19 protein-coding genes and 1 tRNA gene are annotated in these 26398 nt (G+C 72.3%); 7 read left to right on the top strand and 13 right to left on the bottom strand.

The window, feature by feature from the left end; translation table 11 throughout:
* Positions 1-4 precede the first annotated feature (4 nt).
* From ACFWIA_RS00780 to ACFWIA_RS00755, 6 genes are all read right to left on the bottom strand, one after another.
* Positions 5-511, bottom strand: a complete 507-nt coding sequence (locus ACFWIA_RS00780; protein ID WP_385486623.1) for a hypothetical protein — start codon at positions 509-511, stop codon at positions 5-7.
* A 120-nt stretch (positions 512-631) separates the two neighbouring features.
* Positions 632-1228 carry an aminoacyl-tRNA hydrolase gene (gene pth, locus ACFWIA_RS00775; protein ID WP_386998962.1) on the bottom strand — a complete coding sequence of 199 codons (597 nt, stop codon included), beginning with the start codon at positions 1226-1228 and terminating at the stop codon, positions 632-634.
* Positions 1229-1345: 117 nt separating this feature from the next.
* A complete protein-coding gene (locus ACFWIA_RS00770) occupies positions 1346-1930 on the bottom strand; it encodes a 50S ribosomal protein L25/general stress protein Ctc (protein WP_386998960.1) in 585 nt (194 codons plus the stop codon).
* Between the two features lie 256 nt (positions 1931-2186).
* Positions 2187-3161: a ribose-phosphate diphosphokinase gene (locus ACFWIA_RS00765; RefSeq protein ID WP_386998958.1), complete on the bottom strand. Its 975-nt coding sequence runs from the start codon at positions 3159-3161 to the stop codon at positions 2187-2189.
* Positions 3162-3300: 139 nt separating this feature from the next.
* Positions 3301-4749: a bifunctional UDP-N-acetylglucosamine diphosphorylase/glucosamine-1-phosphate N-acetyltransferase GlmU gene (glmU, locus tag ACFWIA_RS00760; protein ID WP_386998956.1), complete on the bottom strand. Its 1449-nt coding sequence runs from the start codon at positions 4747-4749 to the stop codon at positions 3301-3303.
* A 110-nt stretch (positions 4750-4859) separates the two neighbouring features.
* A tRNA-Gln gene (locus ACFWIA_RS00755) sits at positions 4860-4934 on the bottom strand.
* Positions 4935-5104: 170 nt separating this feature from the next.
* Here ACFWIA_RS00755 and ACFWIA_RS00750 point away from each other — a divergent pair.
* Positions 5105-6454, top strand: a complete 1350-nt coding sequence (locus ACFWIA_RS00750) for a sensor histidine kinase (RefSeq protein WP_386998954.1) — start codon at positions 5105-5107, stop codon at positions 6452-6454.
* Positions 6455-6491: 37 nt separating this feature from the next.
* Here ACFWIA_RS00750 and ACFWIA_RS00745 read toward each other — a convergent pair whose 3' ends face one another.
* Both ACFWIA_RS00745 and ACFWIA_RS00740 read right to left on the bottom strand, forming a co-directional pair.
* Entirely contained in the window at positions 6492-7031 is a 540-nt protein-coding gene (locus ACFWIA_RS00745; protein ID WP_386998952.1) for an SUKH-3 domain-containing protein, read from the bottom strand.
* 139 nt (positions 7032-7170) lie between these two features.
* Positions 7171-7716, bottom strand: a complete 546-nt coding sequence (locus ACFWIA_RS00740) for a YwqJ-related putative deaminase (RefSeq protein ID WP_386998950.1) — start codon at positions 7714-7716, stop codon at positions 7171-7173.
* Positions 7717-8013: 297 nt separating this feature from the next.
* On the opposite strand from ACFWIA_RS00740, the gene ACFWIA_RS00735 reads away from it, so the two are divergent.
* The 6 genes from ACFWIA_RS00735 to mfd all read left to right on the top strand — a co-directional run bounded on the left by ACFWIA_RS00735 (position 8014) and on the right by mfd (position 21150).
* On the top strand, positions 8014-9021 hold the full coding sequence (locus ACFWIA_RS00735) for an SMI1/KNR4 family protein (RefSeq protein ID WP_386998948.1): 1008 nt from the start codon (positions 8014-8016) through the stop codon (positions 9019-9021).
* Positions 9022-9028: 7 nt separating this feature from the next.
* Positions 9029-11485: an SUKH-4 family immunity protein gene (locus ACFWIA_RS00730; RefSeq protein ID WP_386998946.1), complete on the top strand. Its 2457-nt coding sequence runs from the start codon at positions 9029-9031 to the stop codon at positions 11483-11485.
* Positions 11486-12256: 771 nt separating this feature from the next.
* Entirely contained in the window at positions 12257-13147 is an 891-nt protein-coding gene (locus ACFWIA_RS00725) for a cellulose-binding protein (protein ID WP_386998945.1), read from the top strand.
* Positions 13148-13652: 505 nt separating this feature from the next.
* Entirely contained in the window at positions 13653-14441 is a 789-nt protein-coding gene (locus ACFWIA_RS00720; protein ID WP_385486601.1) for an ABC transporter ATP-binding protein, read from the top strand.
* The gene (locus tag ACFWIA_RS00715) at positions 14438-17014 is read left to right on the top strand and encodes an ABC transporter permease (RefSeq protein ID WP_386998943.1); all 2577 of its coding nucleotides are present in this window, start codon (positions 14438-14440) and stop codon (positions 17012-17014) included. Before ACFWIA_RS00720 ends, ACFWIA_RS00715 begins: the two co-directional genes overlap by 4 nt.
* Before the next feature lie 554 nt (positions 17015-17568).
* Positions 17569-21150, top strand: coding sequence for a transcription-repair coupling factor (gene mfd, locus ACFWIA_RS00710; RefSeq protein WP_386998941.1), 3582 nt, complete (start codon positions 17569-17571; stop codon positions 21148-21150).
* 83 nt (positions 21151-21233) lie between these two features.
* Here the strand turns inward: mfd and ACFWIA_RS00705 are convergent, their stop codons facing one another.
* The 5 genes from ACFWIA_RS00705 to ACFWIA_RS00685 all read right to left on the bottom strand — a co-directional run bounded on the left by ACFWIA_RS00705 (position 21234) and on the right by ACFWIA_RS00685 (position 26278).
* Positions 21234-22313 (bottom strand): sensor histidine kinase, encoded by a 1080-nt coding sequence (locus ACFWIA_RS00705; protein WP_386998939.1) that lies wholly within the window; start codon positions 22311-22313, stop codon positions 21234-21236.
* Positions 22306-23022 carry a response regulator transcription factor gene (locus tag ACFWIA_RS00700; RefSeq protein WP_386998937.1) on the bottom strand — a complete coding sequence of 239 codons (717 nt, stop codon included), beginning with the start codon at positions 23020-23022 and terminating at the stop codon, positions 22306-22308. Before ACFWIA_RS00700 ends, ACFWIA_RS00705 begins: the two co-directional genes overlap by 8 nt.
* Positions 23023-23040: 18 nt before the next feature.
* The gene (locus ACFWIA_RS00695) at positions 23041-23721 is read right to left on the bottom strand and encodes a VanZ family protein (protein WP_386998935.1); all 681 of its coding nucleotides are present in this window, start codon (positions 23719-23721) and stop codon (positions 23041-23043) included.
* A gap of 52 nt (positions 23722-23773) precedes the next feature.
* Complete coding sequence (locus tag ACFWIA_RS00690) at positions 23774-25042, bottom strand: serine hydrolase domain-containing protein (RefSeq protein ID WP_386998934.1); 1269 nt, start codon at positions 25040-25042, stop codon at positions 23774-23776.
* Positions 25043-25786: 744 nt separating this feature from the next.
* Positions 25787-26278 carry a hypothetical protein gene (locus tag ACFWIA_RS00685; RefSeq protein WP_386998932.1) on the bottom strand — a complete coding sequence of 164 codons (492 nt, stop codon included), beginning with the start codon at positions 26276-26278 and terminating at the stop codon, positions 25787-25789.
* Between the last annotated feature and the right edge of the window lie 120 nt (positions 26279-26398).

The following is a 26398-nucleotide window of genomic DNA, read 5'->3' as shown; positions in this document are numbered from 1 at the left end:
GGACCTAGACCGTCACGACGGCCGCCGTCAGCAACGCCAGCGCGGCGGCGGCCGTCGCCCACGCCGTCCGGGGCATCCGCACGCCCCCGGCGATGATCACCGCGGCCAGCAGCAGGGCACCGCCGAGCGGCACCCAGGCCCGCAGCAGCCCCGCCCGCCCGGTGCGCACCACCTGGTCGGTGTCCGGCTTCACCACGACGGGTATCCGGTCGCCCGGGTCCGCGCCCACCGACTGGTCGAGCACCACCCGCCCGCGCGCCTGCGAACCCGAGGACCCCGGCGCGTAGGCGCCCACGCACTCCTCCGCGTCGCACCCCTCGACCGTCATCGTGCCGCGTTCGCGCCCCTTGGCCAGCATCACGTGCTGCGCCGTGCCCCAGGACGCCCACACCCCGGCGATCAGCAGCAGCAGCGCCACCACGCCCATCAGGGTCCGGCCGGCCCAGGACACCGCGATCCGGCCGGCAGGGCGGGAGTGAGCTCTGTGACCCGAGTGGGCGCGCGTCGCCATGGCCCGGATCTTTGGCCATCGCCGACGCCCGGTCAACCGCCCGCCGTGACTTGCCCCGAGATGTACACCTCCCTGTGACCGGCCCCACCCCCGGAGCCCGGCCCGATCCGCAGGGAGGCCCTAGGTGTTGTACGTGCTCTGTGCCCGCTCCAGGCCGTCCGCGACGAGGCACTCCACCGCGTCGGCGGCACGGTCGACGAAGTAGTCCAGCTCCTTGCGCTCCGTGGACGAGAAGTCCTTCAGCACGAAGTCGGCGACCTGCATCCGGCCCGGCGGCCGGCCGATCCCGAACCGCACCCGGTGGTAGTCGGGCCCCATCGCCTTCGTCATCGACTTCAGCCCGTTGTGCCCGTTGTCCCCGCCGCCCAGCTTCAGCCGCAGCGTCCCGTAGTCGATGTCCAACTCGTCGTGGACCGCCACGATGCGCTCGGTGGGCACCTTGTAGAAGTCGCGCAGCGCCGTCACCGGGCCGCCCGACAGGTTCATGTACGACAGGGGCTTGGCGAGCACCAGCCGACGGCTCGCCGGACCGGGCGGACCCGTCCGCCCCTCCAGCACCTGCGCCTGCCCCTTGGTGGCCCGTTTGAACGTCCCCCGCATCCGCGCGGCGAGCAGGTCCACCACCATGAAGCCCACGTTGTGCCGGTTCATGGCGTACCCCGGCCCGGGGTTGCCCAGGCCCACCACCAGCCAGGGCGCGTTGACGTCGTCCGTCATCGGTTCGTGCCTCCTGAAAGTCCCCCACGGCCACAGCCGTCGCCCGGACGGGGCGACGGCTGTGGGAAACGGCGATGCTGCGGTGGAGCGGACGTCCCGGTGACCGGGACGCACGGCTCACGCCTCGGCGGTCTCGCCCTCGGCGGCGGCGGGGGCCTCCTCGGCCTGCGCGGCCAGCACCTGGATGACGACGGCGTCGTCCTCGACACCGAGGGACACGCCGGACGGCAGCACGACGTCCTTGGCGAGCACCGAGGCACCGGCCTCCAGGCCGGCCACGGAGACGGTCACCGACTCGGGGATGTGGGTGGCCTCGGCCTCGACGGGCAGCGAGTTGAGCACGTGCTCCAGCAGGAAGTTGCCCGGCGCCAGCTCACCCTCGGTCAGGACGGGGATGTCGACGCTGACCTTCTCGCCGCGCTTCACGAGGAGCAGGTCGACGTGGTCCAGGGTGCCGCGGACGGCGTCGCGCTGGACGGCCTTCGGGATCGCGAGCTCGGTGTGGCCGTCGAGGTCCAGGGAGATCAGGACGTTCGGGGTGCGCAGCGCGAGCAGCAGCTCGTGGCCCGGCAGGGTCAGGTGGACGGGGTCCGTGCCGTGCCCGTAGAGGACGCCGGGGACCTGGTCGGCGCGGCGGATGCGGCGCGCGGCGCCCTTGCCGAACTCGGTACGGGACTGGGCGGTGAGCTTGACCTCGGACATGTGCACTCCTCGTAGATGGGGAATCGATGATGGCCGTCACCCGGCCGTACGACTGGCCTGCTACGAAGAGCGCGTCGATAACGGACCGCCGCACCCAAGAAGTGCGGCCTCCCTCGCCGAGCAACTCGACCAGCTTACTCGGCGGGCAGGCCGCACTCCAAAAGGATCATCCGGGGATCACCCGGGACCCGCGCTCACGGGCCCCCGAGCGGCGCACCGCAGGACCCGCGACGGCTCCCGGGGTCCGGCGCGCGGCCTACTGCTCGTCGAACAGGCTGGTGACCGAGCCGTCCTCGAACACCTCGCGCACGGCACGGGCGATCGTCGGCGCGATGGACAGGACGGTGATCTTGTCCAGCTCCAGCTCGTTCGGGGTGGGCAGGGTGTTCGTCAGCACGAACTCGCTCACCTTCGAGTTCTTGAGCCGGTCGGCCGCCGGGCCGGACAGCACGCCGTGCGTGGCGGTCACGATGACGTCCTCGGCACCGTGCGCGTACAGGGCGTCCGCCGCGGCGCAGATGGTGCCGCCCGTGTCGATCATGTCGTCCACCAGGACGCAGACGCGGCCCTTCACGTCACCGACGACCTCGTGCACGGTGACCTGGTTGGCCACGTCCTTGTCGCGGCGCTTGTGCACGATCGCCAGCGGTGCGCCCAGCCGGTCGCACCAGCGGTCGGCGACCCGGACCCGGCCCGCGTCCGGCGAGACGACCGTGAGCTTCGAGCGGTCGACCTTGGCGCCCACGTAGTCCGCGAGGATCGGCAGCGCGAACAGGTGGTCCACCGGGCCGTCGAAGAAGCCCTGGATCTGGTCGGTGTGCAGGTCCACCGCGAGGATGCGGTCGGCGCCCGCGGTCTTCATCAGGTCCGCCACCAGGCGCGCCGAGATCGGCTCGCGACCGCGGTGCTTCTTGTCCTGCCGGGCGTACCCGTAGAACGGCACGATCACGGTGATGCTCCGCGCCGACGCCCGCTTCAGGGCGTCGATCATGATGAGCTGCTCCATGATCCACTTGTTGATCGGCGCGGTGTGGCTCTGGATCAGATAACAGTCCGCGCCGCGCGCCGACTCCTGGTAACGGACGTAGATCTCACCGTTGGCGAAATCGAACGCCTTGGTCGGCACGATGCCGACTCCCAGCTGGTGGGCGACCTCCTCGGCCAACTCGGGGTGGGCGCGGCCGGAGAAGAGCATCAGTTTCTTCTCGCCGGTCGTCTTGATCCCGGTCACAGCACAGTCTCCTCGACGTGTTCGCAGCTGCTGCACCCGTCCGCGTTCCGCACCGACGAGTCAGCCGAATCAAATGCCCCAGTCCAGCGGAATGAGTGCACCTATCACGGTACGCGCTATCAGACGCACCCGAATCCGGTCAGCTTTCGCCAGTGGCCTCCCCGGCCGCCGACTCGGCGGCCTTCGCCGCCGCGCTCCCCGGACGCTTGCGGGCCACCCAGCCCTCGATGTTCCGTTGCTGGCCCCGGGCCACCGCCAGCGAACCCGCCGGCACGTCCTTGGTGATCACGGACCCGGCGGCGGTGTACGCGCCGTCCCCGATCGTGACGGGCGCCACAAGCATGTTGTCCGCGCCGGTGCGGCAGTGCGAGCCGACCGTGGTGTGGTGCTTGTCCTGGCCGTCGTAGTTCACGAACACGCTCGCGGCGCCGATGTTCGTGAAGTCGCCGATCGTCGCGTCCCCCACGTACGACAGGTGCGGCACCTTGGTGCCCTCGCCGATCGAGGCGTTCTTCATCTCCACGAACGACCCCGCCTTGGAGGCCGGACCGAGCCGCGTGCCGGGCCGCAGGTACGTGTACGGGCCCACCGACGCCCCCGCGCCCACCTCGGCGGAGTCCGCCACCGTGTTGTCGACCCGGGCGCCCGCGCCGACCACCGTGTCCCGCAGCCGCGTGTGGGGGCCCACCTCGGCGCCCTCGCCGATCCGCGTCGCGCCGAGCAGCTGCGTACCCGGCCACACCACCGCGTCCCGCTCGAAGGACACCGACACGTCGACCCAGGTCGAGTCCGGGTCCATCACCGTGACGCCGTCCAGCATCGCCCGCTCCACCAGCCGCGCGTTCAGCGTCCGCCGCGCCTCGGCCAACTGCACCCGGTTGTTGATCCCGGCGATCTCCCGGTGGTCCGCCGCGACCGAGGCGCCCACCCGGTGCCCCGCCTCGCGCAGGATGCCCAGCACGTCGGTCAGGTACTCCTCGCCCTGGCTGTTGTCCGTGCGCACCCGACCCAGGGCGTCCGCCAGCAGCGCCCCGTCGAAGGCGAACACCCCCGAGTTGATCTCCCGGACCGCGCGCTGCGCCGCGGAGGCGTCCTTGTGCTCCACGATCGCCGTCACCGCGCCCGACGCCGGGTCCCGGACGATCCGTCCGTACCCCGTGGCGTCCGGCACCTCGGCCGTCAGCACGGTCACCGCGTTGCCGTCCGCGGCGTGCGTGCGCGCCAGCTCCCGCAATGTCGCGCCGGTGAGCAGCGGGGTGTCCCCGCAGACCACGATCACGGTGCCGGTGAGGGTGCCGTCCCACTCCGCGAGGCCCGTGCGGACCGCGTGGCCGGTGCCGTTCTGCTCGTGCTGCACGGCGGTGCGGGTCAGCGGGTCGATCGCCGCCAGGTGCTCCGTGACCTGCTCGCGGGCGTGCCCCACGACCACCACGAGCCGCTCCGGCTCCAGTTCGCGGGCGGCGGCCAGCACGTGGCCCACCAGGGAACGGCCGCAGATCTCGTGCAGGACCTTGGGTGTGGCCGATTTCATACGGGTGCCCTCACCCGCTGCGAGAACGACGACGGCGGCCGGGCGAATGGCGCTCACGGTATGCCCTTCGGCTTTCGGTGCTTGGTGCTGACATCCGCAGGATACCGGGGCGTACGGGGCCGGAAATGGGCGCGGGCCCCGACCTGCTGGCAGGGGCCCGAGCGCCGTGGCTCCGCCGGCTGGATTCGAACCAGCACTACAAGGCTTCAAAGGCCTGCGGGCTACCGTTACCCCACGGCGGATCACTGCCCCGAACCTTACCCGAGTCGACCGTGCCCGCCGTCAAGTTCCCGGTCGAACACCGGCCGTCCGACGGCGGGGTGGCCCGGCACCGTCCGCGGGTCGCACGCGCCGCGCGCCCGCCCGCCGAAACTCCCCGGGCGGCGTGCACCCGCCCCCGTACGCTGGGGGCATGACCACGACGGGGGAAGTCCACCGCGCGGCCTTGACCGGGCCGTGGTGGTGGGCACGGCGGCGCAGTGCCGTACTGGACGTCACATTGGCCGTGGTGTCGGCCGTGGAGTGCGCACGACAGGGCATCACCTTCGCGCGGGACGTCGGCCTGCCCTTCGCGGTGGGCCTGGTGTTCGGCCTGCTCGCCGGCGCCACCCTGCTGGTGCGGCGGCGGTGGCCCGTCGCGGTGGTGCTCGTCGCCATCGCGGTCACCCCCGCGGAGATGGGCTTCCTGCTCAGCGTGGTGGGCCTCTACTCGCTGGCCGCCTCGGAGTGCCCGCGCCGGATCACCGCGGGCCTCGCCGGGATGTCCCTGGTCGCCGTGCTGATCGTCTCGTACGTGCGCACCGACCAGCAGGCGGACGCGGGGGTGGTGCCCGGCGAGGGGTGGGTCGTCACGTTCATCGCCCTGACGATGTCCCTCGGGCTGACCGCCCCGCCGGTGCTGCTCGGCCTGTACGTCGGGGCGCGGCGCCGGCTGATGGAGAGCCTGCGGGAACGGGCCGACTCGCTGGAGCGGGAGTTGCAGTTGCTCGCGGAGCGCGCGGAGGAGCGCGCGGAGTGGGCGCGCAGCGAGGAGCGCACCCGGATCGCCCGCGAGATGCACGACGTGGTGGCGCACCGGGTCTCGCTGATGGTGGTGCACGCGGCGGCGCTCCAGGCGGTGGCCCGCAAGGACCCCGAGAAGGCGGTGCGCAACGCCGCCCTGGTGGGCGACATGGGGCGGCAGGCGCTGAGCGAGCTGCGGGAGATGTTGGGGGTGCTGCGGACCGGCGACGGCTTGTCCGCGCCCGCCGCGGGCAACGAGCGCCGGGGCCGTGCCGAGCCGGTGCCGCTGGCCGCGGTGGGGGCCGCCGCCGCGGCGGCGGCCTCGCGGGCCGCCGGCCCCGCCCCGGTGGGGGAGGGCCCCTGTCTGGCGGACCTGGACGAGTTGGTGGGCCAGTCGCGGGTGGCGGGCGTGGCGGTCGTGCTGTCCGTGGAGGGGGAACTGCGGGCGTACGCGGCCGAGGTGGAGCAGACGGCGTTCCGGGTGGTGCAGGAGGCGCTGACCAACGTCCACAAGCACGCGGCGGGCGCGAAGACGTACGTGCGGCTGGCGCACCGGTTGTCCGAGATCGCGATGCAGGTGGAGAACGAGGCGCCGCCGCCGGTCACCGAGGGCGGCGCCGGCGCGCGGCTGCCCAGCGGCGGCAACGGGCTGGTGGGCATGCGGGAACGGGTCGGCGCCCTGGGCGGCGTGTTCGTGTCGGGGCCCACCGACGCGGGCGGGTTCCGGGTGTCCGCGGTGATTCCCTGCGGGACGGCCTGACCGGAGCCCCCGCCGGTCGGCCCCTGCCACGGGCCCGTTACGACGCCGGTGCGGTGGCCAGGCGGGGCGGCAGGGCGCCGGTGACCAGGGTGATGAGCGCGGTGTCCAGATCGGGACCCAAGTACCAGTCGCCGGTGTGGTCGAGCCCGTAGACGCGGCCTTCGGCGTCGATGGCGAGCAGCGCCTGGTGGTCGCCCGGGGCGGGGGAGCCCGCGACGATCTCCTCGCCGAGGGGGCTGACTTCGGTGCCGAGCGCACGGCCCAGGTCGGCGAGGGTGCGGGCGAGGTGCAGACCGTGCAGCGGGTCGAGGCGGACGGCGGTCGGCGCGACCGGCCGACCCGGCCCGGGAGGCATCGGCCCGGGGGCGAGGTGCAGGCCGCCGAACTCGGCCCACGCCTCGACGGCCGCGGGGAAGACGGCGTGTTCGTGTCCGCCGGGCGAGGTGTGGGCGCGCAGGGTGTCGGCCCAGTACTCGGCCTGCTTTATGTCCCAGCGGCCGGGCTCCCAGCCCGCCGCGCGCAGCGCGGCGTCGACGGGGACGGGGAAGCGGGTGGTGGAGCTGCGGTCGGGCTGCATCTGCTCTCGTTCGTGGGGGTGCGGGGCCGGTGCTACGCGTACTACCGGGTCCTACGGGCTACGGGGTGCTACGGGTCAACGGGTGGTGCGGGTGGCGCGGGCGGGCGTCGGGCGGTCGACCGGCGCCCGCCCGGGGCGGTCATCGGGGGCCGATCACGCGGACGCCGAAGTGGCTGGCCAGGGCGGTGCAGGCCCGGCACGGGTGGGAGAAGGTGCCGTGCAGCGGGTCGTCGTCCTCGCGGATGCGGCGGGTGGTGAGCTTGGCGTGCCGCAGCGCCTTGCGGGCCTCGCCGTTCGTCATCGGCTTGCGGCGGGCGCGCTTGGAGCGCTCGCCGTCCGCGGTGGTGAGGTGCCGGGAGATGAGGAGCGTCTCCGCGCAGCGCCCGGTGTAGCGGTCCCGGCGGTCGCTGGTGAGGGTGTCCAGGAAGTCCTGGACGAGGGGGTGCAGCGCGGGGGGCCGGTCGCCGCGGGCCGCCGTGCCCGTGAGGGTGGCGCCGTGCACGGAGAGCGCCGCCGCGACGGTCGGGAGGATGCCGTCACGACGGTGGGCGAGGACCGGGGCGTCCAGGGTGCGCTCGGTGCTCCAGCCCACCCGGGGGTCACCGGTCGCCGTGGCGGACCTCGTCGGTCCGGCGGGCCGCGCGGACCCCGTCCGCGATGCCGGTTGTGCCTGTGGTGTTCTCATCGGGTGCGTGTTCCCTCCCCGCGGGAGGGTGCCTGGCTGGTCGTCGCCACCCCGCGTGCGGTGTATCAGCCTGCCAAATTCCGGCGCCGCTGTGGAAGCTGCGGCGTTGCGGGGCAGGCCGTCTCGCGTGTCGCTCGTCGTACGGTCACGTCGGTGTGACAGCAGGTCACCGAATCGGTGACCCGATGACCGCCGTTGCGGTTCGGCATAGGCTGTCGCCGACTCACGTTCCGTCCGCATCGATGACGTACATGATCACGCATCGATCGATCCCAGCGCCGCAGGGGGGCTACCGCCATGACGACAGGTCGGCTCGGGCAGCAGGCCGCGCCGCCGAACGCGGCGTACGCCGGGCAGGTCGTGCACTTCCCGGACCCGGTCCGGGCCGCACGCCACCCCCGGGGGGTGCGGGTGGACGAGCGGGGTCACCCGGACTTCGCACCGTACGCCCGGGCCGCCGCCGAGATTGCCGAGCCACCGGCCGGCTTCGGCGTGGACGAGCTGCGGTTGACGGACTACGTCTCGGCGAACGCGGTGCTCGCTGCGGAACGCCACGCGCTGTGGGAGTCGGGGTCGCCGGTGGCGACCCCGCACGGCTGGACCTGGCACCACGTGCCGGGGACCCGGCGGCTGGAGTTGGTCCCCGTCGAGGTGAAGGCCCTGTTGCGGCACCACGGCGGACTGACGACCACCCCGGTGGACCAGGACAAGCGCGGTACGCGCCCGCTCCAGGAGACCCGCCCCGTGCACTTCGACCTGCCCCGCGGCGCGGTGGCGGTCACGGAGACGCAGGTCCAGTCGGTGGAGGAGGAACTCGGCTACCGACTGCCCGGTGCCTACCGCTCGTTCCTGAAGGCGGCGGGCGGCTGCGCCCCCGTGGGGGCGGCGTTGGACGCGGAACTGGGCCTGCTGGTGGACCAGCCGTTCTTCACGGTGCGCGACGAGGCCGCGATCAACGACCTCGTCTACATGAACAAGTGCCTGCGCGACCACCTGACCAAGGACTACCTCGGCATCGGGTTCGTCCAGGGCGGTCTGTTGGCGGTCAAGGTGCGGGGCGAGCTGCCCGGTTCGGTGTGGTTCTGCGCCCATGACGACGCCCGGGACCGGGACGGCTTCCCGGTGGAGGAGCGGATGCGGACGTTGCTGCTGCCGTGCGGCGACGACTTCGACGTGTTCCTGTCGCGGCTCGCGGGCAGTCCGCCGGAGTTGGAGACGGTGGCGAACCTGATGGTCGACGGTGGGTTCGCGCGGTCGGTGCCGGTCGGCGGCGCCGAGTCGAACGCGCAGGTCGCGGGGGAGTGAGTACTCGATGGTGACGTTCGTACAGGCGCAGGAGCGCGGCGAGGAGTGGGTGAACGGCGACGTCCCCGCGTACCAGCACCGGGAGGTGCGGGTGCGCGAGTTCGGGCTCGGCTTCGTGGTCTGGGCGGAGGACCGCCCGGAGGGCCCGCGGTCGGACGGCGGCGCACAGCGGCTGGTCATCGCCCGGGACGGCGGTGAGGCGACGCTGTGGCCGGGACTGCCGGTGGGCGAGGTGATCCGTCGGTACGAGGAGGAGTACGGGGCGGTGCCGGGCCCGGCGGAGGACGCCGCACCGGCGGCGCCGGAGCGGATCGACCTGCACCAGACGTCGTTCCTGCTGAGTCCTCCGGAGTGGTTGCAGGAGGCGGCGGACAAGTTGGGCATCCCCGATCAGCGTCGGGACGCGGAGCAGCGTCGGGACGCCGGGGATGTCGGTGCCGCGGGCGCGGGCGCGTCGGGCGCCGTCTCCGCTGCGAGCGGGGTGTCCGGGCCGTCCGGGGACTCCTTCCCCGGGGCCGCGGTTCCGCCGGCGCAGACGATGGCCGGCCCTCCTGGGTTGGCGCAGACGGTCGCGGGTCCGGGCGGGGCCGTCGACGGCCCGGTCGGGGCTCGGGTTCCGGACGCCGCGCCGGCGCCCGGTGGTGGCCCGGCATCCGGAGAGACCCCGTGGGCCGGGACCGACACCGCGCGCGGCGCCGACGAGGCGGGCTCGGTGCCGCTGCCGGACACGGTGTTCGCGGCGCCCGTCGTCCCGGAGAACGTTCCGCCCTCGGTGGCGCCGGACGCCCCCACCGCGCTGATCCCCGGGGGGAGCCAGTTGCCGCCCACCGCGCTGGCGCAGGCGCTGCCCCCGCCGGCGGGTGAGCCCGGTGCTCCGCAGGGGGCCCCGTACGGTACGCCGCCACAGGGCTCGCCGACCGGCCCCGTTGCTCCGACCGGCCCGGTCGCTCCGACCGGACCGGGTGGTGCGGGCGGCTCGTTGCCGCCGGGCGCCCAGGACATCGCGGACGCGGCGACGAGCAAGGCCCAGCGACCGCGCCGCAACTCCCGGGGCGGTGCCGTGCCCCCGCCTCCTCCGCCGCCCGGTGTTCCGGGCGTCCCCGGGGCGCGTCCGGGACCGCCCCCGCCGCCTTCGGGCCCGGGCGCTCCCGGAACGCCCGCCGGGGGTTACGTCCCCACCCAGCTGATGCCGTCGCTCCCCCCGGAGCAGTCGGGCGGTCCCGGCACGCCGCCGGGCGGTACCGCGGGCGCACCGCAGCCCCCGGCGGGCTCCCCGGTCCCGCCCGGTCCGCCGGGTGGTCCCGGTGGTGGGGTGCACCACGCGGCGACGATGCTCGCGGGTCCGGCGGTGCAGGGCCCACCGGGTCCGGGCGCCCCCCCGCCGCCCGGCGCGCCGGGCGTTCCCGGTGCCCCCGGTGCGCACGCTGTTCCCGGGGTGCAGCCGGTCGGCGCGGCTCCCGCCTACGGGTACCCGCCCGCCCCCGCGGGGCAGCCGATGGTGGGCCCCGGGTACCAGGCGGTGCTGCGGTACCGGGCGGCCGACGGTTCGGAACAGCAGCTGATCCGGCGGTCCGCGCCGGGCACCCCCCACCCGGAGTGGCAGATCCTGCACGAACTGCGGGCGCTGAACGTGCCTCCGCAACAGGTGCTGGAACTCCACACCGAGTTGGAGTCGTGCGAACTGCCGGGCGCGTACTGCGCGCGCATGATCCGGGAGAGCTGGCCGCAGGCCCGCATCACGAGCATCGCCCCGTACGGCACGGACCACGCGTCACGGCAGCAGGGCATGCGACAACTGTTGGAGCACCAGGGCGAGCTGCACCAGGTCGCGGACGGGCCGGCCCGTCCCGCGCCGGTACGGGCTCCGCTGCCGCCGCCGCAGCCGGTGCCGCCCGTCCCGCCGGAGGCGGTCGCCCAGGAGTTGGCGGCGGCGTTCGGGCCGGGGGTCTTCCGGTTCGACCAGCACGCGGTGTCCCGGCAGGGCGTGCCCGAGGCGGTCGCGGTGACGCTCATGTGGGCCGGGCTGCCGATCGAGGTGGGTCCGTTCTTCTGGGCGCAGGCCCAGCCGGGGCGCCCGGTGCCGACGTTGGCGGAGCTGGCGCAGGAGCGCGGGGTCCAGCCCGCTCCGGACGCGGGCTCGTACCTGGTGGTGGGCAGCGACTTCGGCAAGGCGATCTGCGTCCAGTACGGCACCGCGAACATCGTCGCCGTGCCGGTCGAGGCGGGCCCGGGCGGCACGGTGGTCGCACCGCAGTTCGTCAACTCGGGACTGCCGGAGTTCGTGCGGTGCCTGGCGCTGCTCGGCCGGATGTGGCGACTGCGGTACGGGCTCAACCAGGAGCAGGCCGCGCGGTGGACGGTCGACTTCCAGGCCCAGTTGGTGGCGCTCGATCCGGCGGCGCTGGGCTCGCCGGAGGGCTGGTGGTCCGTGCTGCTGGAGCAGATGTGGGACGGCTTGCTGTAGCTCAGTGAGAAGGCGCTCGACCTGGCCCAGGTCGAGCGCCTTTTACGTGCGCCCCCTTCCGGTACGGGGCGCTGTGCGGGTGCATGGTGGTTGCCCGCGCAGTTCCCCGCGCCCCTATCGGGTGCGTCCCGCCGGCGGTGCGCTGTCCCGCTCGGTGCGTGGTGGTTTCGCGCAGTTCCCCGCGCCCCTCATCGGGTGCGTCCCCCTGGCGGTGCGCTGTTCCCTGCGGGGTGCCTGGAAGCGCCCCGACCAGGGGCGCGGGGAACTGCGCAAAGCCCCAGCGCACCCGCACAGAACCCCGCACCGGCAGGTGAACGCACGGGATCAGGGGCGCGAAGCAGCAGCGCACCCGCACGGGACAGCGCACCGCAGGTGGACGCACCTGATAGGGGCGCGGGGAACTGCGCAGGACAACCGCGCACCCGCACCGGACAGCGCACCGCAGGTGGACGCACCCGATAGGGGCGCGGGGAACTGCGCGAAACCACCGCACACCGAGCGGATCAACGCACGCGCAGCGGGACGTACCGAGGGGGCGCGGGGAACAGCGCGAGCAACCACAGCGCACCCGCACGCCACACACGGGACAGGGTGGCATGGGCGTGCTGCGTGGGTATGGGGAGCGAAGGCCCCGATTCCGACTTTCGGCGGCTTTGGGAGCATCCTTGAGCAAGCGGACGGACGGAGCACGGGGTGGAACCCGTTCCCGGAGGGATCGGGACGGGCCCGGCTCCCCCGTGGGTCCCGGTCGCGCGAGGAGAGGAATCACAGGTGAGCAGTGCAGCAGCGGCGTCGCCCCACGGCTTCGGAACGCAACGCGGCCGTGGCTACCGCCCGGAACAGGTGGACCAGCGGATCGCGGAACTGTCCCGGCTGCGCGACGACGCATGGGAGCGGGCCGCCCGACTGACCGTCCTGGCGAAGGAGATGGACGCGGAGGCGGCGTCGCTGCGGGAGAAGGCGGCGACCCTCGCCCCGCAGACGTACGAGTCGCTGGGGGAGCGCGCGGTGCTCATCCTGACCTCGGCCGAGGCGGAGGCCGCCGCGGTCCTGGAGGCCGTCCTGGAGGAGGCCGCGCAGACGCTCGCCGAAGGCGAGGAAGCCGGGCGACTGCTCCGGGCGGCAGCCGAACAGCACGCACGCACGGTCCGCGACGCGGCGACTGCGCGGGCCGAGGAACGGGTCGCGGCCGGGCAGATGGAGGCGGCCACCGTCCGCACGTCGGCGCAGGAGGACGCGAAGGAGTGGCGCGCACAGGCGGAGCGGGTGCTCGACGACACCCGGCAACGGACCGCGACGGTCCTCGCCGAGCAGGAACGGGACCTCGCGGACCGGGGCCGCACGGCCGACCGGTCGCTCGCCGAGCGGGAGACCGAGGCCGACGCGGCGCGCGACGAACTCCTGACCCGGGCCGAGGCCCGGCTCGTGGAGGCCGAACGCGCCCACGCGGACACGGAGGAGGCCGCGCGGCGCGGCCAGCAGGACGCGGAGGCCGAGGCCGCACGGGTGCGCGCGGAGGCGGAGGCCCGCGAGGAGCGGATCGCCCGGGAGACGGAACGGGTGCTGCGGGAGCACGGGGAGCGGTGGGACGAAGTACGGGCCCACATGGCGCACGTGCGCAGCAGCCTGGCCGCGCTCACGGGAGCGGTGCCCGAGGAGTAGGCCCCGGACGCGGGCCCCGGTGGAGGTGAACGGCAGTACGGCGTCCCGGCCGAGGCCGTCGTCGGGCGCGGGCTTGACCTTCACGTAACGGGAGGGAGCAGCCTGGGCTGCGAGCAACGGAGTACTCGACCCTGAGAGTTCTCCGTCCGCGGGTGGAGAACCCCTAGGGGTACCTCGGTAGGAGGGTGTGGTTCGGCTTCGTACCACCGGAGGAGGTGGCGGCCCGCTCACGTCCTTAGATTGGTCCTACACGGCGGGGGAGCGCCGGGACCGACGGGTCCGGTGGGCCCCTGCTGTGGACCGCAGGGCCGGGGGTGGGGTTTTCCCCAGGGAAAGACTGCGCTCTGCACCAGGGCGCCGCACCCCCTCCGCGTTCCAGACTGGTTGGCGTCAGGACACCACCGCACCACACCGCATCACCCGCCGACCGGGCCCGCTACTGCTCGACCCATCGACTGCTGGTGGAAGCCTGCGCGCTTCTGCTGACCGACATAGGAGACATACCGTGACAACGGCTGTGACCACCCCCCAGCACGGGGGTACGGGAGGGCGTACGGCCGTAGCCGCCCGGGCGCGGCAGGTCGTGAAGGCGTACGGCTCCGGGGAGACCCGGGTCGTCGCGCTGGACCGCGTCGACGTCGACATAGCGCGCGGGCAGTTCACCGCGATCATGGGCCCCTCGGGCTCCGGCAAGTCCACGTTGATGCACTGCCTCGCCGGGCTGGACACGGTGACGGAGGGGCACATCTACCTGGACGAGACCGAGATCACGGGCCTCAAGGACAAGAAGCTGACCCAACTGCGCCGGGACCGGATCGGCTTCATCTTCCAGGCGTTCAACCTGCTGCCGACGCTGAACGCATTGGAAAACATCACCCTGCCGATGGACATAGCCGGCCGCAAGCCGGACCGCGCCTGGCTGAACCGGGTGGTCGAGACGGTCGGTCTCGCCGGGCGGCTCAAGCACCGGCCGACCCAGCTCTCCGGCGGTCAGCAGCAGCGGGTCGCCGTGGCGCGGGCCCTCGCCGCCCGCCCCGAGATCATCTTCGGTGACGAACCGACCGGCAACCTCGACTCCCGTGCGGGCGCGGAGGTCCTCGGCTTCCTGCGTCGCTCGGTGGACGAGCTGGGCCAGACGATCGTGATGGTCACCCACGACCCGGTGGCCGCCTCCTACTCGGACCGCGTGCTGTACCTCGCCGACGGCCGCATCGTCGACGAGATGCTCCAGCCCACCGCCGAGGCCGTCCTCGACCGCATGAAGGACTTCGACGCCCGGGGGCGCACGTCATGACGGTCATGAAGACGTCCCTGCGCAACTTCCTGGCGCACAAGGGAAGAATGGCGCTGTCGGCGGTGGCGGTGCTGCTGTCGGTCGCGTTCGTCTGCGGCACCCTGGTGTTCACGGACACCATGAACACCACGTTCGACAAACTGTTCGGCGCGACGTCCGCCGATGTCACGGTCAGCGCCAAGAACACCGAAAGCGCCGGTGAGGCCACCCCCACCGGACGCCCCGAGACGGTGCCCGCCTCCGCGGTGTCCAAGGTGGCGAAGGTCGAGGGCGTCCGGTACGCCGAGGGCTCCATCGCCTCCACCGGTGTCACGGTCGTCAACGCGAAGAACGAGAACATCGGATCGACGAGCGGAGCCCCGACCTTCGCGGGCAACTGGACCCGCAACGACCTGCGTTCCATGGAGATCACTTCGGGGAACGCCCCGCGCGGCCCCACCGACGTCATGGTCGACGCCGACACCGCCGAGAAGCACGACCTGAAGCTCGGCGACGAACTGCGGACGATCACGGCCCAGGGCGACTTCACGGCCAAGATATCCGGCATCGCCTCCTTCAAGGTCACCAACCCGGGCGCGGCCATCGTCTACTTCGACACCAAGACCGCGCAGCAGCAACTGCTCGACAGCACCACCGCGTTCACCCAGATCAACGTGACCGCCGCCGACGGGGTCAGCGACACGACCCTCAAGGGCGACATCGCCGAGGCGGTCGGCTCCGGCACCTACAAGCTCCAGACCCAGGAGGAGGCCGCCGAGGCCGGCCGCGACGAGGTCGGCTCCTTCCTCGACGTCATGAAGTACGCCATGCTCGGCTTCGCCGGGATCGCGCTGCTCGTCGGCATCTTCCTCATCGTCAACACCTTCTCCATGCTGGTGGCCCAGCGCACCCGCGAGATCGGCCTGATGCGGGCCATCGGTTCCTCGCGCAAGCAGATCAACCGGTCCGTGCTGGTCGAGGCGATCCTGCTGGGCGTGGTCGGTTCCCTGCTCGGAGTCGGAGCCGGAGTCGGCCTCGCGGTCGGCCTGATGGAACTCATGGGTTCCATGGGCATGGAACTCTCCACGGAGGACCTCACCGTCAAGGCGACGACCCCGATCGTCGGCCTGGTCCTCGGCATCGTCGTCACGGTCCTCGCGGCGTACCTCCCGGCGCGTCGGGCCGGCAAGGTCTCCCCGATGGCCGCCCTGCGGGACGCGGGCACCCCCGCCGACGGCAAGGCCGGGCTGATCCGCGGCATCATCGGCCTCACCCTCACCGCTGCCGGCGGCGCCGCGCTCTTCGCGACGGCCAACGCCGACAAGGCGAGCGAGGGCTCGATGTACCTCGGTCTCGGCGTGGTCCTCACCCTGATCGGCTTCATCGTGATCGGCCCGCTCCTCGCGGGTGCCGTGGTCCGGGCGCTCAGCGTCGTCGTCCTGCGCGCCTTCGGACCGGTCGGTCGGATGGCCGAGCGGAACGCGTTGCGCAACCCGCGCCGCACCGGTGCCACCGGCGCGGCCCTCATGATCGGCCTGGCGCTGGTGGCGTGCCTGTCGGTGGTCGGCTCCTCGTTGGTCGCCTCGGCCACCGACGAGCTGGACAAGTCGGTCGGCGCGGACTTCATCGTCCAGTCCGATTCGGGGCAGGGCATCGTCGACGACGCCGAGAAGGCGATGCGCGCCAACCAGGACCTCGACCACGTGAGCCGCTACAAGATCGTCGACGCCAAGATCACCACGCCGGACGGCAAGACCGAGTCCTCCGACCTGTCCGCCGCCGACCCCACCTACGCACAGGACCTGCGCCGTGAGGTGACCGCGGGCGAGCTCGTCGCCGCCTACGGCGAGGACGCGATGTCGGTGGGCAGCGACTACGCCGAAGACCACGGGGTGAAGCTCGGCGACACGCTCACCGTGGCGTTCAAGGGCGGCGAGACGGCGAAGCTGAAGGTGGCCGCGATCACCGCAGGCGACGCCACGATCGACGCCGACTCCCGTTACGTCAACATCACCACCGTCGAGAAGTACCTCCCCGCGGACCGCATGCCGCAGAGCGTGATGCTCTTCGCCAAGGCCGAGGACGGCAAGGCCGACGCGGCGTACACCTCGCTCAAGGGCAGCCTGAAGGAGTACCCGCAGTACGTGGTCCGGGACCAGACCGACTACAAGGAAGAGCTGGAGAACCAGGTCGGTCAGCTCCTGAACATCGTGTACGGGCTGCTGGCCCTGGCGATCATCGTGGCCGTGCTCGGTGTGGTGAACACGCTGGCGCTGTCCGTGGTGGAGCGCACCCGGGAGATCGGCCTGATGCGGGCGATCGGAATGTCCCGCCGCCAGCTGCGCCGGATGATCCGCCTGGAGTCCGTGGTCATCGCCCTGTTCGGTGCGCTGCTCGGCCTCGGACTGGGGATGGGCTGGGGCACCACCGCGCAGAAGCTCCTGGCGCTGGAGGGGCTCGGCATCCTGGAGATCCCGTGGCCCACGATCCTCACGGTGTTCGTCGGCTCGGCCTTCGTCGGACTGTTCGCCGCGTTGGTCCCGGCGTTCCGTGCGGGACGTATGAACGTCCTCACGGCGATCGCGACGGACTAGCTCCACGGTTTCGCCCCGCACCCCGCGCCTTTCCACGGCGCGGGGTGCTCCCCGTTCTCCGGCCGTTCGCCACGGGTGCGCTGCCCCGTGCGGGTGCGCTCGTGCTTTGCGCAGTTCCCCGCGCCCCTATCGGGTGCGTACGCCTGCCGGTGCGCAGTCCCCTGCGGGTGCGGGGAGCCGGCCCCCCCGAGAAGCCCCCCATCAGGGGCGCGGGGAACTGCGCAAAGCAACAGCGCACCGCGCCGAGCAGCGCACCGCCGGCTGGACGCACGGGATCAGGGGCGCGGGGAACTGCGCGAATCCCCAGCGCACCCGCACAGAACCCCACACCGGCAGGTGGACGCACCCGATGAGGGGCGCGGGGAACTGCGCAAAAACCACAGCGCACCCGCACCGGACAGCACACCGCCAGGTGAACGCACCCGACCGGCAACGCCCCCACACAGGAACGAAACCCCCACCCCCCACGCCGGACGGCGTACGCTGAGCACACCCCGGTCCCCCAAGAACCGGGGCATTCGTGTTGCCCCACCACCGGGACGGAAACCCCCTTCATGAGCCTGCACGGCCTGCTGGACGCCGTAGCCGAGGACCCGGCCCTCACCGAAGCCGTGGCCGCCGCCCGCGACGCCCGCCGACCCCACGTCGACCTGGTGGGCCCACCAGCGGCCCGCCCCTTCGTGGTGGCCGCCCTCGCCCGGCAGGCGGACCGCCCGATCCTCGCGGTGACGGCCACCGGCCGCGAAGCCGAGGACCTGGCCGCAGCACTCCGCTCCCTGCTCCCGGCCGACGGCATCGTGGAGTACCCGTCCTGGGAGACCCTGCCCCACGAACGGCTGTCGCCCCGCTCGGACACCATGGGCCGCCGTCTCGCCGTGCTGCGCCGGTTGACGCACCCCCGCCCCGACGACCCCGAAACGGGCCCCGTCTCGGTCGTGGTCGCCCCGATCCGCTCGGTGCTCCAGCCGCAGGTGAAGGGCCTCGGCGAGCTGGAGCCCGTGGCCCTGCGCACCGGCCAGCAAGCCGACCTCGGCGCGACGGTCGAGGCGCTGGCCGCCGCCGCGTACACCCGGGTGGAGCTGGTGGAGAAGCGCGGCGAGTTCGCCGTGCGCGGCGGCATCCTGGACGTGTTCCCGCCGACGGAGGAACACCCGCTGCGGGTGGAGTTCTGGGGCGACGACGTCGAGGAGATCCGGTACTTCAAGGTCGCCGACCAGCGCTCGCTGGAGGTCGCGGAGCACGGCCTGTGGGCGCCCCCGTGCCGTGAGCTGCTGCTCACCGCGACCGTGCGCGCCCGGGCCGCGGCCCTCGCCGAGGCCCACCCCGAGCTGGGCGAACTCCTCGGCAAGATCGCCGAGGGCATCGCCGTGGAGGGCATGGAGTCGCTGGCCCCGGTGCTGGTCGACGACATGGAACTCCTGTTGGACGTGCTGCCCGCGGGCAGCCTGGCCGTGGTGTGCGACCCGGAGCGGGTGCGCACCCGCGCGGCGGACCTGGTGGCCACCTCGCAGGAGTTCCTCCAGGCGTCCTGGGCGGCGACCGCGGGCGGCGGCGAGGCCCCGATCGACGTCGGCGCGGCCTCCCTGAGGTCCATCGCGGAGGTCCGGGAGCGGGCCCGCGAGCTGGGCGTGATGTGGTGGTCGGTGTCCCCGTTCGCCGCCGACGAGAGCGCGTTCCCGGCGGAGGCGGACACCCTGAAGCTGGGGATGCGCGCCCCGGAGACGTACCGGGGCGACACCGCGCGGGCCCTCGCCGACACCAAGGGCTGGCTGGCGGACGGCTGGCGCACGGTGTTCGTCACCGAGGGGCACGGTCCGGCGGCCCGTACCGTCGAGGTCCTGGGCGGCGAGGGCATCCCCGCCCGCCTCACCAGCCTCGACGGCACCGCCAGCAAGGGCACCGGCGCCGGAAAGGGCACCGGCGGCGAGCTGGGCCCGGCCCTGGTGCACGTGGCCTGCGGATCGATCGAGTACGGCTTCGTCGACCCGCACCTCAAGCTGGCCGTCCTCACCGAGACGGACCTGTCGGGGCAGCGCACGGCGGCCAAGGACGGGCAGCGGATGCCGGCCCGCCGCCGCAAGACCATCGACCCGCTGAGCCTGGAGACGGGCGACTACATCGTCCACGAGCAGCACGGCGTCGGCCGCTACATCGAGATGGTGCAGCGCACCGTGCAGGGCGCCACCCGCGAGTACCTGGTGGTGGAGTACGCGCCCGCCAAGCGCGGCCAGCCCGGGGACCGGCTGTACATCCCGACCGACCAACTGGAGCAGATCACCAAGTACGTCGGCGGGGAGGCGCCCACCCTGCACCGCCTCGGCGGCGCCGACTGGACGAAGACGAAGGCCCGCGCCAAGAAGGCCGTCAAGGAGATCGCCGCCGACCTGATCAAGCTGTACAGCGCCCGGATGGCGGCGCCCGGCCACGCCTTCGGCCCGGACACCCCCTGGCAGCGGGAGTTGGAGGACGCGTTCCCCTACGCGGAGACCCCCGACCAGCTGACCACGATCGCCGAGGTCAAGGAGGACATGGAGAAGACGGTCCCGATGGACCGGCTGATCTGCGGTGACGTGGGCTACGGCAAGACGGAGATCGCGGTGCGCGCCGCGTTCAAGGCGGTGCAGGACGGCAAGCAGGTGGCCGTGCTGGTGCCGACGACGCTCCTGGTGCAGCAGCACTTCGGCACGTTCAGCGAGCGGTACGGGCAGTTCCCGGTGAAGGTGCGCGCGCTGAGCCGGTTCCAGACGGACACGGAGTCGAAGGCCACCCTGGAGGGCCTGCGCGACGGCTCGGTCGACATCGTGATCGGTACGCACCGACTGTTCGCGGCGGAGACCAGGTTCAAGGACCTGGGCCTGGTCATCGTGGACGAGGAGCAGCGGTTCGGCGTCGAGCACAAGGAGCAGCTGAAGAAGCTGCGGGCCAACGTCGACGTGTTGACCATGTCGGCGACGCCGATCCCGAGGACGCTGGAGATGGCGGTGACCGGCATCCGGGAGATGTCGACGATCACCACCCCGCCGGAGGAGCGGCATCCGGTGCTCACCTTCGTCGGCCCGTACGAGGAGCGGCAGATCGGTGCGGCGATCCGTCGTGAACTGCTGCGCGAGGGGCAGGTCTTCTACATCCACAACCGGGTCGAATCCATCGACCGGGCGGCCTCGCGACTGCGGGCGATCGTCCCGGAGGCGCGGATCGCGACGGCGCACGGTCAGATGTCGGAGCAGTCGTTGGAGCAGGTCGTCGTCGACTTCTGGGAGAAGAAGTACGACGTGCTGGTGTCGACGACGATCGTGGAGTCCGGGATCGACATCTCCAACGCCAACACGTTGATCGTGGAGCGCGGTGACAACTTCGGGCTGTCGCAGCTGCACCAGTTGCGGGGCCGGGTCGGTCGGGGGCGCGAGCGCGGGTACGCGTACTTCCTGTACCCGCCGGAGAAGCCGCTCACGGAGACGGCGCACGAGCGGTTGGCGACGATCGCCCAGCACACCGAGATGGGCGCGGGCATGTACGTCGCGATGAAGGACCTGGAGATCCGCGGTGCGGGCAACCTCCTGGGCGGCGAGCAGTCGGGCCACATCGCGGGCGTCGGCTTCGACCTGTACGTCCGGATGGTCGGCGAGGCCGTGGCGGACTACCGGGCGTCGCTGGAGGGCGGGGTGGAGGAGGAGCCGCCGCTGGAGGTGAAGATCGAGCTTCCGGTCGACGCGCACGTTCCGCACGACTACGCGCCCGGCGAGCGGCTGCGGCTCCAGGCGTACCGGTCGATCGCCTCGGCGAACACGGAGGAGGACATCGCGGCGGTCCGCGAGGAGCTCACCGACCGGTACGGCAAGCTGCCCGAGCCGGTGGAGAACCTGTTGCTGGTGGCCGGGCTGCGGATGCTGGCCCGGGCGTGCGGGGTCGGCGAGGCGGTGCTCCAGGGCACGAACATCCGGTTCGCGCCGGTGGAGTTGCGGGAGTCGCAGGAGCTGCGGCTGAAGCGGCTGTACCCCGGTTCGGTGATCAAGACGGCGACCCGGCAGGTCCTCGTGCCCCGTCCGAAGACGGCGAAGGTCGGCGGCAAGCCGTTGACGGGTCGTCAGCTGCTGGCGTGGACGGGCGAGTTCCTGACCACCATCCTCGGCTCGTAACGGTCGAGCGGGGGAGGGCGCAGCGTCGTACGCGAGCGGTGCGGGTGGCGCCGGCCCGAACGGGCCCGCTCGGGGAACGCTGCCTACGGCGTGCCGGGAAGCCGGACCGTGACGAGGAGGCCGCCGGCGGGGCCGGGGACGAGGTCGAGGGTCCCTTCGTGGGCACGGACGATGCTGTGCACGAGGGCCAGGCCGAGGCCGACGCCGGCGTGTTCGTCGGTGCGTACACGTTCTGTTCCACGCCGGAAGGGTTCGACGAGGGTCGGTACCAGTTCCGGTGGGAGTCGGCGACCCGTGTTCGCGACGCGCAGCACGCTCGTGCCGCCGTGCGCCTCGGTGTGGATCGTTACGGTGCCACCGGCGGGGAGGTTGTGGACGATGGCGTTCTGGACGAGGTTCGTCGCCGTCCGCAACAGGAGCTCCGCGGAGCCGCTGGTCTGAGCCGGTCCGCCGGTGACGTCCAGCGTGACCCGGCGCTGTTCGGCGAGGGGAAGCAGCGTTTCGGCGGCTTCTTCCGCGATGAGGGACAGATCGACGCGTCCGCGGGCGAAGTTGCCGCGGTCGCCGCGGCTGAGCAGCAGGAGTGCCTCGGTGAGGTCGGTCGCCCGCTGGTTGACCACGTGCAGACGTTCGATGAGTTCGTCCCGTTCCCGCGTCGGATCCTTGCGGGCGACGTCGAGGAGCGTCCGCGAGATCGCCAGCGGGGTGCGCAGTTCGTGGGAGGCGTTCGCGGCGAATCGCTGCTGCTCGGCGACGTGGGATTCGAGTTGTTCGAACATCGAGTCGAACGCGTCGGAGAGTTCACGGAATTCGTCCTGGCGGCCCTTCATGCCGATCCGGTGGGACAGCGATCCGTTCTCGGCCGTCCGGACCGCATCCGTGATCTGGGTGAGTGGTGCGAGCATCCGGCCGGCGAGGAACCATCCCCCGACCAGTCCGAACACGAACAGGAAGACCATCGCCGCGGCTGCGGCGGGGCCGAAGACCTGTAGGAGGACGTGGCGGTTGGGCGCGACCCCGAGAAGACCCACATCGTTGTCCGGTACGTGGCGCAGCAGGAACACCCACACCACGGCCAGCAGGAGGACGCCGGCGAGCAGCACGAATCCGGCGTAGCTGAGGGTGAGTTTCAGCCGGATGCTGAGCCCCGGTGGTCTACGCATGCGGACTGCCGGGGGCGGCGACGTCCCGGTCCGGGGCCACGGTCTTCGTACCGGTGTCGATCCGGTAGCCGACGCCGGGCACCGTGGCGATGATCCATGGTTCGCCGAGCCGTTTGCGCAGCGCGGAGACGGTGATGCGCACGGCGTTGGTGAAGGGATTGGCGTACTCGTCCCAGGCCCGTTCCAGCAGCTCCTCGGCCCTGATGACCCCGCCCTCGGCGGAGACGAGGACTTCCAGCACCGCGAACTGCTTGCGGGTGAGCGCGACGTAGCGTTCGTCGCGGAAGACCTCCCGCCGGAACGGGTCGAGCCGCAGGCCCGCGATCTCGCGCACCGGAGGCCGGGCGTACCCGCGTCTGCGGTCGAGCGCCCTCAGCCGCAGGACGAGCTCCCGCAGCTCGAACGGTTTGGTGAGGTAGTCGTCGGCGCCGAGCTCGAAACCGGACGCCTTGTCGTCGATCCGGTCGGCAGCGGTGAGCATGAGGATCGGGATGCCGCTGCCGGAAGCGACGATGCGCCGGGCCACCTCGTCGCCGGAGGGTCCGGGGATGTCACGGTCGAGGACCGCGATGTCGTACGAGTTGAGGCCGAGCGATTCCAGGGCGGCGTTGCCGTCGCCGGCGATGTCGGCGGCGATCGCCTCCAGCCGCAGACCGTCACGGACCGCCTCGGCCAAGTAGGGCTCGTCCTCCACGATCAGTACGCGCATCCGTCAAGCCTAGGGTCGTCACGAAATCGGCGCCGACGGCTGCCGACCGGACACGCCACGCGTCCTGTCGGCGCCCGGCGCGGGGCGAGGCCGGTCCGACGTGCGCCACCAGCGGCGCGACGCCAGCCCGAACAGCACGGCGCCGGCGGTGTTGACCAGTACGTCGTCCACCGACGACACCCTGTCCAGCCGCAGGACGTACTGTGCTGTCTCGACCAGGACCGAGCAGCTCGCCCCGAGCAGCAGGACCCGCTGCACGGACGCCAGCGCCGCGAACCGCATCGGCGCGAAGAACCCCAGCGCCGCGAAGACCAGCAGGTTGCCGCCGATCCCGACCGGCCCCATCGTGACCAGGTCCCGCAACGGGATCGGGCTCACCCGCCCGGGGACGACGCCGGCCCCCGGGCCCGGTTGCAGGGTCAGCCACACCATCGGCACCGTCCCGTAGACCATGCCCACCTCGGCCAGTGCCGTCCGCCGGGCCGACGTGACACCGCCGGCGCGCCGCAGGCTCGCCCGAGCCCACACCACCAGAGCGGCCAACGGCAGCCCGACCAGCATCACGAGCAGCACACCGTTGAACGTGTCGAAGCAGCCGTGCCACCGCCCGGCCGCGCAGGCCGGCGCGGCCATCACGAGCGGTCGCCACACGGCGAACAGCACGCCGGACAGGCCGAGGACCGCCAGGCCGGCAGGCATGATCCGGCGGAGCGGTGCTGACGGGGACGGGCCGTGGTTCGTGTTCCCCACCTCAGCCGCCCGCCCCGCCGGAGGGCGCAGCCCCGGTGATGGCCTGCGTCTGCCGATTGAGGATGTCCACCAGGCTGTCGGTGTCGCGGTTGATGAGGGTGACGGCGACCCAGCCGGTGTACGGGTAGATGCTCCAGTTGGCGCCGACACCGGGGTTTCCACCGGCGCGCTGGTACTTCCACTGGCCGTTGACGATGTTGATCGCGAGCCCGTACGCACCGAACGACGTCGGCCCGTGGGGGGTCTTGGCCCCGAAGAGCACGTCGGCCCAGGGCCGGTCCAGCACCGTGCCGTCGGTCAGCGCCTGCGCGAAGCGGACCAGATCCGGCGCGGTGGCGAAGCCGCCGTCCCCGGGGGCGTCGATGAAGGCGCGGCCCGGGTTCTTGCCGAGCAGGTGCGGGCGCGGGCTGCCCCGGTCCAGGTTGCGGAGCGCGTCCACCACGCTGGTGTCGGCCAGTTCCATGTACGGGTGCGCGATGTGCGGGTCGGTGAGCCACTGCGGCCTGGTGGAGAAGGCCGAGCTGGTCATGCCGCAGCGCTTGAAGACGTTCTGCTGGACGTAGTCCCAGTACGTCGTGCCGGCCACGGCCTCCACGATCAGCGCGGGAATGGTGGTCTCCGCCTCCGCGTGGGCGGTGTTGGGAGTGCCCGGGACGCCCACGAGTTTCGCCTGCCGGGCCCGCTGCGCGTAGTACGCGTGTACCTCGTCCCGGCTCTGGAAGACGCGTTGCACGTCCTCATCCGGGGAATCCAGCCGGGAGGTGCCGGACAACAGGTGGTGGATGGTCACCTGCTCGGCGACGTCCTTGGCGAAGCCGGTCAGATGGGCGCCCACCGGGTCCGACAGCCGCAGTTTGCCCTGCTGCGCAAGTTGCAGGACGGCCACCGCGTTGAACGGCTTGCCCGCCGAACTGAGGCTGAACGCGGTGCCCTCGCGGTTGGGGATTCCCTTCTCCTCGTCGGCCGTGCCGTAGCTGCGGGACAGGACCGTGCGGCCCCGGTGCGACAGCAGCACCACGCCGGAGAACTTGCCCGCGGCGGCCAGCTGCGCCACGTACCGGTCGAAGGCTCCGCCGGGCAGGGTGTCCTGCGGGATTCGGTCGTCCCCGGCCGAGTCGGTCGGGGACGCGTGGGCGGGGCCGGTCCCGGCGCCCACCAGCGGCACGCCCGCCGCAACGCCGGCGGTGGCCAGCCCGCCCCATCTGAGCAGCCGCCGGCGGTCGACGCCCTGTACCGGATCCGAAGTTGACCGTGATGCGCTGTGGTTCATGCCTCCACTGAAGACGCAAGGTCGTTGCGTCGGCGTATGCGGTTTTCGATACGCCCGCGATACACGGAATCCCCCGCCGGCGTGACCAGCCGCGGTGTGCGCTGCTCCGCGCGGCTGCGTGGTCGTTTCGCGCAGTTCCCCGCGCCCCTGATCCTGTACGTACACCTGGCGGTGCGCTGCACTGCGCGGGTGCGTGGTTGTTTTGCGCAGTTCCCCGCGCCCCTATCGGGTGCGTTCACCTCCAGGTGCGATGTCCTGTGCGAGTGCGCTGCTGTTTCGCGCAGTTCCCCGCGCCCCTCTATCGGGTGCGGAGAGCCGGACTTCCAGGGAAGCGCCCCAATTCAGGGGCGCGGGGAACTGCGCAACCGACCAGCGCACCCGCACAGGACAACGAACCCCAAGGCCGAACGCACCCGATCAGGGGCGCGGGGAACTGCGCAAAACAACCACGCACCCGCGCAGAACAGCGCACCGCCAGGTGTACGCACCCGATCAAGGGGCGCGGGGAACTGCGCGAAACGACCACGCACCCGCACCGGACCCCACACCGGCAGGTGACCGCACGACCGGCCACGACGTCCCAGGTCGGCTCATCGGAGTGCCGCCGCCGGCCCACACCCCGGGTCCCCGGCGCCCGGGAGGCCCGCGCGAAGCGGTAGGGACGACCCGGGAGCGGTACCGGGCGCCCGCCACGCGGGGGTGCGGATCCGACGGCGGCGCACGGGCGCCGGGCGGAGGCGCGGATCAGAAGTTGCCGTTCCCGAGCAGTTCCCCGTCGGTGTCGTAGATGGTGACGAGGCCACCGCCGTTGTCGGTCTTCTTCCAGTCCGCGAAGGCGGAGGCCAGCAGCTTCGCGGGTCCGGTGCCCTTGCCCATGATGCCGCCGGTGTAGTCGGTGTAGACGTCGGCCGTGCTGAGGAGGTCGTTCACCTCGTCGGCGCCCTGCACCTTGGTGACGTGGGAGACGGCGTCCTTCTCCTTCGGCGTGCCGTTCTTGTTCACGAACGCCTTGAACCGGTCGGCCTGGGAACCCTTGGCCGCGCTCTTGTCGGCGTCCTTCTTCTTGTCGTCGCCCTTCGCGGCGCCCTTGTCGTCCTTGCCGGAGCCCCCGGTGGACGAGGAGTGGGACTTGTCGTTCTTGGTGCCCGAGTCGTCCTCCTCGGGGGTGCAGCCGATCGCGCCGAGTGCGGTGATGCTGACGACAGCGCCGATCGCGAGCGCCTTCCTGATGCCCATGAAGGGTCCCCTCCCACAAGTGAAGGCCCCCGAACCCGAGGTGCCGTTCGTTCGATGGGTCAATAGAAGCAAAGCTTGTGAACCACGTCAACACGAGAAGAGGGGGTTCATTGATTCACG

It is taken from the genome of Streptomyces sp. NPDC127068, from assembly GCF_042724695.1.
Classification (GTDB): Bacteria; Actinomycetota; Actinomycetes; order Streptomycetales; family Streptomycetaceae; genus Streptomyces.
Note: the sequence above shows the minus strand (reverse complement) of the source record. Positions and strands in the feature narration are given on the sequence as shown.

What these genes read in the sequence shown, in the direction of transcription:
- ACFWIA_RS00695 (WP_386998935.1), bottom strand. Translation starts at nt 23,721, where the DNA reads ATGCCTGCCGGCCTGGCGGTCCTCGGCCTGTCCGGCGTGCTGTTCGCC.
- ACFWIA_RS00685 (WP_386998932.1), bottom strand. Translation starts at nt 26,278, where the DNA reads ATGGGCATCAGGAAGGCGCTCGCGATCGGCGCTGTCGTCAGCATCACC.
- ACFWIA_RS00715 (WP_386998943.1), top strand. Translation starts at nt 14,438, where the DNA reads ATGACGGTCATGAAGACGTCCCTGCGCAACTTCCTGGCGCACAAGGGA.
- pth (WP_386998962.1), bottom strand. Translation starts at nt 1,228, where the DNA reads ATGACGGACGACGTCAACGCGCCCTGGCTGGTGGTGGGCCTGGGCAAC.
- ACFWIA_RS00770 (WP_386998960.1), bottom strand. Translation starts at nt 1,930, where the DNA reads ATGTCCGAGGTCAAGCTCACCGCCCAGTCCCGTACCGAGTTCGGCAAG.
- ACFWIA_RS00690 (WP_386998934.1), bottom strand. Translation starts at nt 25,042, where the DNA reads ATGAACCACAGCGCATCACGGTCAACTTCGGATCCGGTACAGGGCGTC.
- ACFWIA_RS00705 (WP_386998939.1), bottom strand. Translation starts at nt 22,313, where the DNA reads ATGCGTAGACCACCGGGGCTCAGCATCCGGCTGAAACTCACCCTCAGC.
- mfd (WP_386998941.1), top strand. Translation starts at nt 17,569, where the DNA reads ATGAGCCTGCACGGCCTGCTGGACGCCGTAGCCGAGGACCCGGCCCTC.
- ACFWIA_RS00730 (WP_386998946.1), top strand. Translation starts at nt 9,029, where the DNA reads ATGGTGACGTTCGTACAGGCGCAGGAGCGCGGCGAGGAGTGGGTGAAC.
- ACFWIA_RS00780 (WP_385486623.1), bottom strand. Translation starts at nt 511, where the DNA reads ATGGCGACGCGCGCCCACTCGGGTCACAGAGCTCACTCCCGCCCTGCC.
- ACFWIA_RS00735 (WP_386998948.1), top strand. Translation starts at nt 8,014, where the DNA reads ATGACGACAGGTCGGCTCGGGCAGCAGGCCGCGCCGCCGAACGCGGCG.
- ACFWIA_RS00750 (WP_386998954.1), top strand. Translation starts at nt 5,105, where the DNA reads ATGACCACGACGGGGGAAGTCCACCGCGCGGCCTTGACCGGGCCGTGG.
- ACFWIA_RS00740 (WP_386998950.1), bottom strand. Translation starts at nt 7,716, where the DNA reads ATGAGAACACCACAGGCACAACCGGCATCGCGGACGGGGTCCGCGCGG.
- ACFWIA_RS00745 (WP_386998952.1), bottom strand. Translation starts at nt 7,031, where the DNA reads ATGCAGCCCGACCGCAGCTCCACCACCCGCTTCCCCGTCCCCGTCGAC.
- ACFWIA_RS00700 (WP_386998937.1), bottom strand. Translation starts at nt 23,022, where the DNA reads ATGCGCGTACTGATCGTGGAGGACGAGCCCTACTTGGCCGAGGCGGTC.